The sequence below is a fragment of the Flavonifractor sp. An91 genome (genome assembly GCF_002159225.1).
GTDB lineage: Bacteria > Bacillota > Clostridia > Oscillospirales > Oscillospiraceae > Flavonifractor > Flavonifractor avicola.
Genome location: NZ_NFHA01000061.1, coordinates 1 through 6,504 on the forward strand (window position 1 = coordinate 1; position 6,504 = coordinate 6,504).

The following is a 6,504-nucleotide window of genomic DNA, read 5'->3' on the forward strand; positions in this document are numbered from 1 at the left end:
TGTCTGCCAAACTCCTGACAAGAGGAGAAATAGACTGGTTATATAATTACTGAATGTTTATTGGGGGCCTTTTGCTCACTTGCGGGGCCCAATGTTCACATTCCAAAATGCCAAACACACTGATAGAACGATGTGAAATCTCTGACAACAAGAGATTTAATAGCCTATCAGCAGAGATGAAAGAGCTATAAACTTTATAAAAGTGACTATTTCTTGACAGCGAACGCTCTCTATGATAGAATAACAACCGACAATCTGTCGGTCTTGATGTGTTTGGGAGCGTGTAGAAAATGCGAATTGTAAAAGAGGCGGAAGAACGCAAAAATGAGATATTGGATGTTGCAGGGAGATTGTTTGGAGAACAAGGCTATGATGCCACAAGCACCAATGACATTCTGAAAGAAATCGGCATTGCAAGAGGTACGCTTTACTATCATTTCAAATCCAAAGAAGAAATTTTGGATGCAATGATTGACCGTATGACAGAGCAAATACTTGAAAAAGCAAAATCAATTGTGAAACAAACGGAGATACCCGTGTTACAGCGTTTTACGATGATGATGCTTGCTCTTAATATAAGTGACGGCAGCTTTGGTCATGAGATATTGGAACAGGTACATAAACCGCAAAATGCCCTTATGCACCAGAAAATACAAGAAAAATTATTGTTCGAAGTCACACCGCTTATTGCGACATTGATTACGGAGGGAATTTCGCAGGGGATATGCCAGACGGATTATCCAGAAGAAGTTGCTGAAATGACTTTTTTATATTCCTATACAGCATTTGATGACCTCATGGAATATAGCGAGGAAGAAAAGAAAAAGAAGATGACAGCATTTATTTATAATTTGGAGCGGCTTCTAAATATGGAGCAAGGAAGTATGGAGGAAATTATCCGTCCGTTATTTGGACAGAAATGATGTTTTCCGATAATTATGGAGTTTGATTAAATTATAGGAAGGAAAGATAAGGGAACAGATTTGTTCCTTTACTTTTCAATCCGTTACCGACAGGCAGACGGTCTATAAATAAACTGTATTTTTAGAGAAGAAGACCAAAGTCATAGCAAAAGGGGAAATGCCACGCAAAGTAGCAGAAAAAACTGAAATGTAAACCCTGCTTGCTTGTAATGCAAAATACGCTTTCCTATACTGGGCATATCAAAATAAGGAGGTCACGAACATGACATTTGCAGAGAAATTAAAATCCATCCGCAAGCAGGCAGGAATGTCGCAGGAACAGTTGGCAGAGAAGCTCAGCGTGTCCAGACAGGCGGTTACGAAGTGGGAAACGGATGCGGGTATTCCTGACATTGAAAATATCATGGCAATCTCCGCCCTGTTTGACATTTCCATTGACGAGCTGCTCTCTAATGAAAGAGGGGCGAAAAAACCGACGGATTATCTTTATGAGAGTATCACGGAGTACGATATTGACGAGCCGAAACGCTATGATATGAAGTTTGGCGGAGCAAAGCAATTCCAGTTGTCAGGCTACGAAGGCGAGAAAATCCGTGTCCGTCTGGCATCCAATACCTTCTCCACGCTCCAGAATGATTTCAAGGTCAAGATTGACGACATCCGAAAAAGGATTGATGTGGATGTAAACCGAAAAAATGGCGTATCCGAAACGACGGCAAAGGAAGCGGTCAGTATCTTCGTCCAAATCCCATCACCCTATGTCGGGAAAATCGAATGTGCGGTCAATGCGGAGACGGTGGAAATCCGTTCTCTGGAATGCGACAGCATAGAGCTTGATGTAAAGACGCCGTATATCGCTTTGGCGGATGTTTCTGGTACGGTAGAGGTAAACTGCAATCTGGATATGGAGATTGTATGCCGTTCTTTGAATGGGGAGATTGCAATCAACCAAGTATCGGCAACCTCAAAAATCCATGTTCCAGAGGACACTGTTTTTACTGCCGTTACAAAAGGGATTGGAACAAGTATCTCTTATGAGAAAGACGGACGGCAGACGGAACGCTTCGACACGCCCGATGCGGAGAATATCATTGAACTGAACGGTATCAAGAGCGAGCTTGTCATTAGCACGGACAGGGAAAGGAGCTAATGGAATGAAAACAAATTATCTGAAGAAATATATCATCAGCTCCTATATTCTGGTCTGGATGCTTATTATTTTTGTAGCAGGCTCGGCAAGCCTTGTCTTTCATGCGCCGCCTGTCATCATGTGGGTTGTCCGAAACCTTATCGCATGGTCGCCGACCTATCTGCTTTTGATTGGATGGAGGTATTTCAGACCATATGAAACAAGGACGGCTTTTGTGAAGCGGTGCTTTTCTGGGAAAGTAAAGCTGCTTCCGTTGCTGCTCTCCTTTGCCTTTACTTTTGGCATCAGCGTGTTGTCGTTGTTTCTCTATTCCATTATGACGGGAAAGCCAATGCTGTCCTACATCAATCTGGGAACGACAGCATTGCCGCTTAGTATCTTCCTCTCCCTGACTTCGGGACCGACAGGGGAGGAATTAGGATGGCGTGGCTTTATGCGGGAGGAATTTCATAAAAAGTATGGCTTTTTGAAATCCTCTGTCTGCCAGGGCTTGGTATGGTGCTTCTGGCATACTTTGCTTTGGGTGGTGGACTCGGAGTTTACTGACTGGAGGGCAATTCCCTATGTCATTTCCAATATCGTTGTGATTACATCCATTACGGTGCTGATGAACATTTTTCTGGAACGGCATAATAACCTGCTCTATTCGGTATTGCTGCACTTTGGCTTTAATATCGTTTATGTGTTTTTGGATGCGGATATAGGGTTCTTTGTGATTTTGACCGTTCTGTATCTTGTAATCACGCCGATTGCCGTGCTTGTAAGGAATAAGACTGTTGAAAAGCCTTTGGAAAAGAATAATAGCGAAGAAAGGAAAAGTAAAGAATGAGCAATTTAGAGAAAATCCAAAAAGGCATGAGGGTGTTGCAGATACTCTCAAAAATTATTCTGATATTTGCCATTGTAGGAGTGGTTTTAGCGTCCATCGGGGCAACTCTTGTGGCATCAGATGTGTTAAATATGGAAAACCAGTTTCTCAATTTCCTGTCGGTTACGGCTGAAATGAGCAAAGGGCAGCTTGTAGGGATTTTAGCTGCTGCGGCAATCTCTTTGCTGTCTGGCGGAATCCTCACGGCATTTGCCTATCGCTATTTTACAGCGGAGTTGAAAGAGGGTACGCCGTTTACAAACGCAGGTGCAGATAGGATAAAGCAGCTTGGAATTATAGAGATTGCAATATCTATTATATCTATGTCAGTGATAGACGGCATCTACGAAAATATCGGTCTGGCAGAATGGAACAGGTTTGATGATGCAGGCAGTATTACGCTTGGCATCTGCTTGATTTTACTTTCTATGGTTGTCCGTTATGGTGCGGAACTGGAGCAGAAAAATAAAGGGAAATAGAATGGTTTTTTTTATGGTGAGTAGTGAATGGATAACATCTTATTCAAAAAACTGTCGTCCTCGACAATCAAAATCTGTTTCATTGTTTCACTTCCTTTGAGCTTTTTTATAGTATAACAGAGAAATGTCCGTAAAATGTTACAGCATAGAGTATTTTCCTTTTCTTTGATTATATGAGAACAAGAAAGTTAAAGCAAGGAACAGAATATGAATTATAGAGTGCAGCATCGTCATAAACCATGTGCTGAACACGAGAGCTGAAAAGCCCCTCCTGTCTACGCATTTAGGGGTCAAAAAGCCCACGGAAATCAAGGCTTTTCGGGGGTGGTCGGTGGGGTGGCAGAATGATTTATCAAATACCTGTCGGAATGGGCTTTGAAATGCGTAGGAAAATCTTTCCGGCGCTGGTTTTCCCGCCGGTTCTGTGGTATGCTGGAATAAGACAAAAAACGACAGGAGTTGACACGATGGCCGAACATGAAATGTTACTGGACACTGATACCATCAAGGCCGCCGTTGCCGGTGAGAAGTGGGCCAAAGAAAGGGTGATCGAACACTACACCCCCTTGATCGACGAGCTGACCGTTGACGAAGATATGAAGCAGCACCTTATTCTGAAACTGCTGGAAGAACTGCCACACTTCCCGATGGGGCAGGCATAAGAAAAAGAGCGCCGGACGCAGAGGCATACAGCCCCCGCGCGCGGCGCTTTGCTATGCTTGGATCACTCGTCCGTGAAATGGAACTGCCGCGCCTCAAAGTCGGCGTCGTGCATGGTGTCCAACTTGTCGGCAGTCTGGCGGGCCAGAGCCGCCATGTCCTCGTCCATATCCGGCAGGGCGGCCCGGATGTTGGCCGCCGTCCTGCGCCGGTCGCTCTTGTGATACATACAGATCAGGTTTTCTTCTTCCACGGTAAACTGTACCATTGTCATACCTCCAATTCGTTTTTCTTGGTTCTGGCCGGGGCCTTTTTCGGGGCTTGGGCCTGTTTGGTTTCGGATAGCTGCCTGCGGATGGAAGCGCGGGGCCTCCGCACTTCCTTGTCCCGGTTCTCGTCCTTGCCGATCAACGCATACAGGCCGTGCCGGTCTTTCATGCCGGTAAAGCACAGGGATTTATAGGGCAGCATGGAAAACAGCCGGTCAGTGTCCTTGCTGGACGCGATCTGGACGAAGTACGGGGACAGCTCCACCATGAAATGCGTTTTGTTGGGGCTGTTGGGGGCGGACAGGTCTTTCAGTCCGGCCACAATCCGCTGCGCCTCGGCCAAAATCATGCCGTCATGCAGCGCCGTGACGTGAGCTGTCAATCCTGTGCTGGTCAAAAGGGAAAGAGAGATAATACATATATATCAAGCAAGGCGGGGAGAGATCTTCAAGATCTTTCCCCGCCTTGCTTCAGCCTGTCGAAAAAGATCACCGAAAGGTGGCCTTTTTCTCGTATTGAGGAAAAGAAAGCGGTATAATAGTGTGGGGGGATAAAAATGCTGGTAAAGAACGCAGAAAATCGAGGACAGCTGGAATTTGTAAGTTTGGAAAATATGGTCCCACAGGATCACTTGCTGCGGAAGATCGATTCAGCCATCGATTTCAAGAAGATCTACGAATTTGTAGAAGATCTGTACTGCGAAGACAATGGGCGACCGAGCGTCGACCCAGTGGTGCTGTTTAAGATCGTACTAATCCAGCATATTTACGGCATTTCTTCGCTGCGCCGAACCTTGGAAGAAGTGAGCATGAATCTGGCATACCGTTGGTTCATTGGATATCCGCTGAATGAAGCAGTGCCGCACTTTTCCACAGTGAGCTACAACTTTAAGCACCGGTTTAACCACGCCACGGTGGAGTATGTGTTCCGCTGGGTGCTGAAAGCCGCAGCAGAGGAAGGATATCTGGACACGGAAGCAATTTTTGTGGACGGAACACATATTAAGGCAAGTGCCAATCTGAAAAAGCAGGCCAAAAAGGCAGTTCCCAAACAGGCAAAACGGTATACGAAAGAGCTGTTTGACGAGGTAAACAAAGACCGGGAAGAACACGGGAAAAAGCCTTTTTCGGATGACAGCGACAAAAAGCCGCCCCAAGAGAAGGAAACAGTGGTATCCACCACCGACCCGGAAAGCGGCGTGTTCCACAAGGGGGAACACAAAAAATGCTTTGCCTACGAAGCGCACACGGCTTGCGACAAGCACAATTTTATCCTTGGTGTTCACGTCACTCCCGGCAATGTCCACGACAGCGTAGCTTTTGATTCCCTCTATGACGAACTATGCAAGTACCATCCCGAACACAAAACAGTGGTGGCGGACAGCGCCTACAAAACACCCTGGATCTGCAAGAGAATTTTTGAGAGCGGCCGCGTTCTTTCCACCTGCTATACCAGACCCAAAACCAAAGAGAACAGCCACCCCTGGTGGGCCTATGTGTATGACGAATACTTTGACGATGTGATCTGCCCCGAATACCACGCACTGCATTATTCCACCACAAACCGGGACGGTTACCGGGAATACAAAAGCCGCGCCTATCTTTGCAAAATTTGTCCCACCAGAGGAATGTGCACCGAAAACGCCAAGTGTGAGAAAACTGTGCTGCGCCATGTCTGGCAGGACTACGTGGAGATGGCAGAGCATATCCGGCACATGGCGGTGTACAAAGAGCTGTACCGGCTGCGAAAAGAGAAGATTGAGCGTGTGTTTGCCGATGCGAAGGAAAAGCACGGGATGCGTTACACACAGTACAGAGGCTTGGCTCAGGTGACAAACTGGGTGAAGCTTAAATTTGCTGCCATGAATCTGAAAAAGCTGGCCATCTGGAAATGGAACGCCACCCATCCAGGGTCGGATCTCCGCAAACCAACAAGATGGAGAGGAAATCTTCTTCCTTTTTCTCTGTTCTTTTACTTTTCATGCAAAAAACCTGCTCTGGCTTGATTGTCACAGCAGGTTTTTCTACAAGCTGAAGCAAGGCGGGGAGAGATCTTCAAGATCTTTCCCCGCCTTGCTTTTTGCTCAATGGACTGAGTTGTTTGGCATCATAAACCAGCTACTGAGCAAATTGTCAGTTCACAATATAGGAAACAT

7 protein-coding genes and 1 pseudogene are annotated in these 6,504 nt (G+C 46.0%); 6 read left to right on the top strand and 2 right to left on the bottom strand.

Features of this window, described 5'->3' with window-relative positions; all coding sequences use genetic code 11:
• Window positions 1-290 precede the first annotated feature (290 nt).
• From B5G42_RS16925 to B5G42_RS16945, 5 genes are all read left to right on the top strand, one after another.
• Window positions 291-923: a TetR/AcrR family transcriptional regulator gene (locus B5G42_RS16925; RefSeq protein WP_087272928.1), complete on the top strand. Its 633-nt coding sequence runs from the start codon at window positions 291-293 to the stop codon at window positions 921-923.
• 262 nt (window positions 924-1,185) lie between these two features.
• A complete protein-coding gene (locus tag B5G42_RS16930) occupies window positions 1,186-2,073 on the top strand; it encodes a helix-turn-helix transcriptional regulator (RefSeq protein WP_031476476.1) in 888 nt (295 codons plus the stop codon).
• A 4-nt stretch (window positions 2,074-2,077) separates the two neighbouring features.
• Window positions 2,078-2,902, top strand: a complete 825-nt coding sequence (locus B5G42_RS16935; RefSeq protein WP_087272931.1) for a CPBP family intramembrane glutamic endopeptidase — start codon at window positions 2,078-2,080, stop codon at window positions 2,900-2,902.
• Window positions 2,899-3,420, top strand: coding sequence for a hypothetical protein (locus B5G42_RS16940; RefSeq protein ID WP_087272934.1), 522 nt, complete (start codon window positions 2,899-2,901; stop codon window positions 3,418-3,420). Before B5G42_RS16935 ends, B5G42_RS16940 begins: the two co-directional genes overlap by 4 nt.
• Window positions 3,421-3,788: 368 nt before the next feature.
• A complete protein-coding gene (locus B5G42_RS16945) occupies window positions 3,789-4,082 on the top strand; it encodes a helix-turn-helix domain-containing protein (RefSeq protein ID WP_242961273.1) in 294 nt (97 codons plus the stop codon).
• 62 nt (window positions 4,083-4,144) lie between these two features.
• Here the strand turns inward: B5G42_RS16945 and B5G42_RS16950 are convergent, their stop codons facing one another.
• Window positions 4,145-4,348 carry a transposon-transfer assisting family protein gene (locus B5G42_RS16950; protein ID WP_087272939.1) on the bottom strand — a complete coding sequence of 68 codons (204 nt, stop codon included), beginning with the start codon at window positions 4,346-4,348 and terminating at the stop codon, window positions 4,145-4,147.
• A 2-nt stretch (window positions 4,349-4,350) separates the two neighbouring features.
• Window positions 4,351-4,725 (bottom strand): annotated as a pseudogene (locus B5G42_RS16955) (hypothetical protein); the annotation flags it as partial.
• A 180-nt stretch (window positions 4,726-4,905) separates the two neighbouring features.
• Between B5G42_RS16955 and B5G42_RS16960 the strand changes: the two are divergent.
• Window positions 4,906-6,354: an IS1182 family transposase gene (locus B5G42_RS16960; RefSeq protein ID WP_058963677.1), complete on the top strand. Its 1,449-nt coding sequence runs from the start codon at window positions 4,906-4,908 to the stop codon at window positions 6,352-6,354.
• Window positions 6,355-6,504 lie beyond the last annotated feature (150 nt).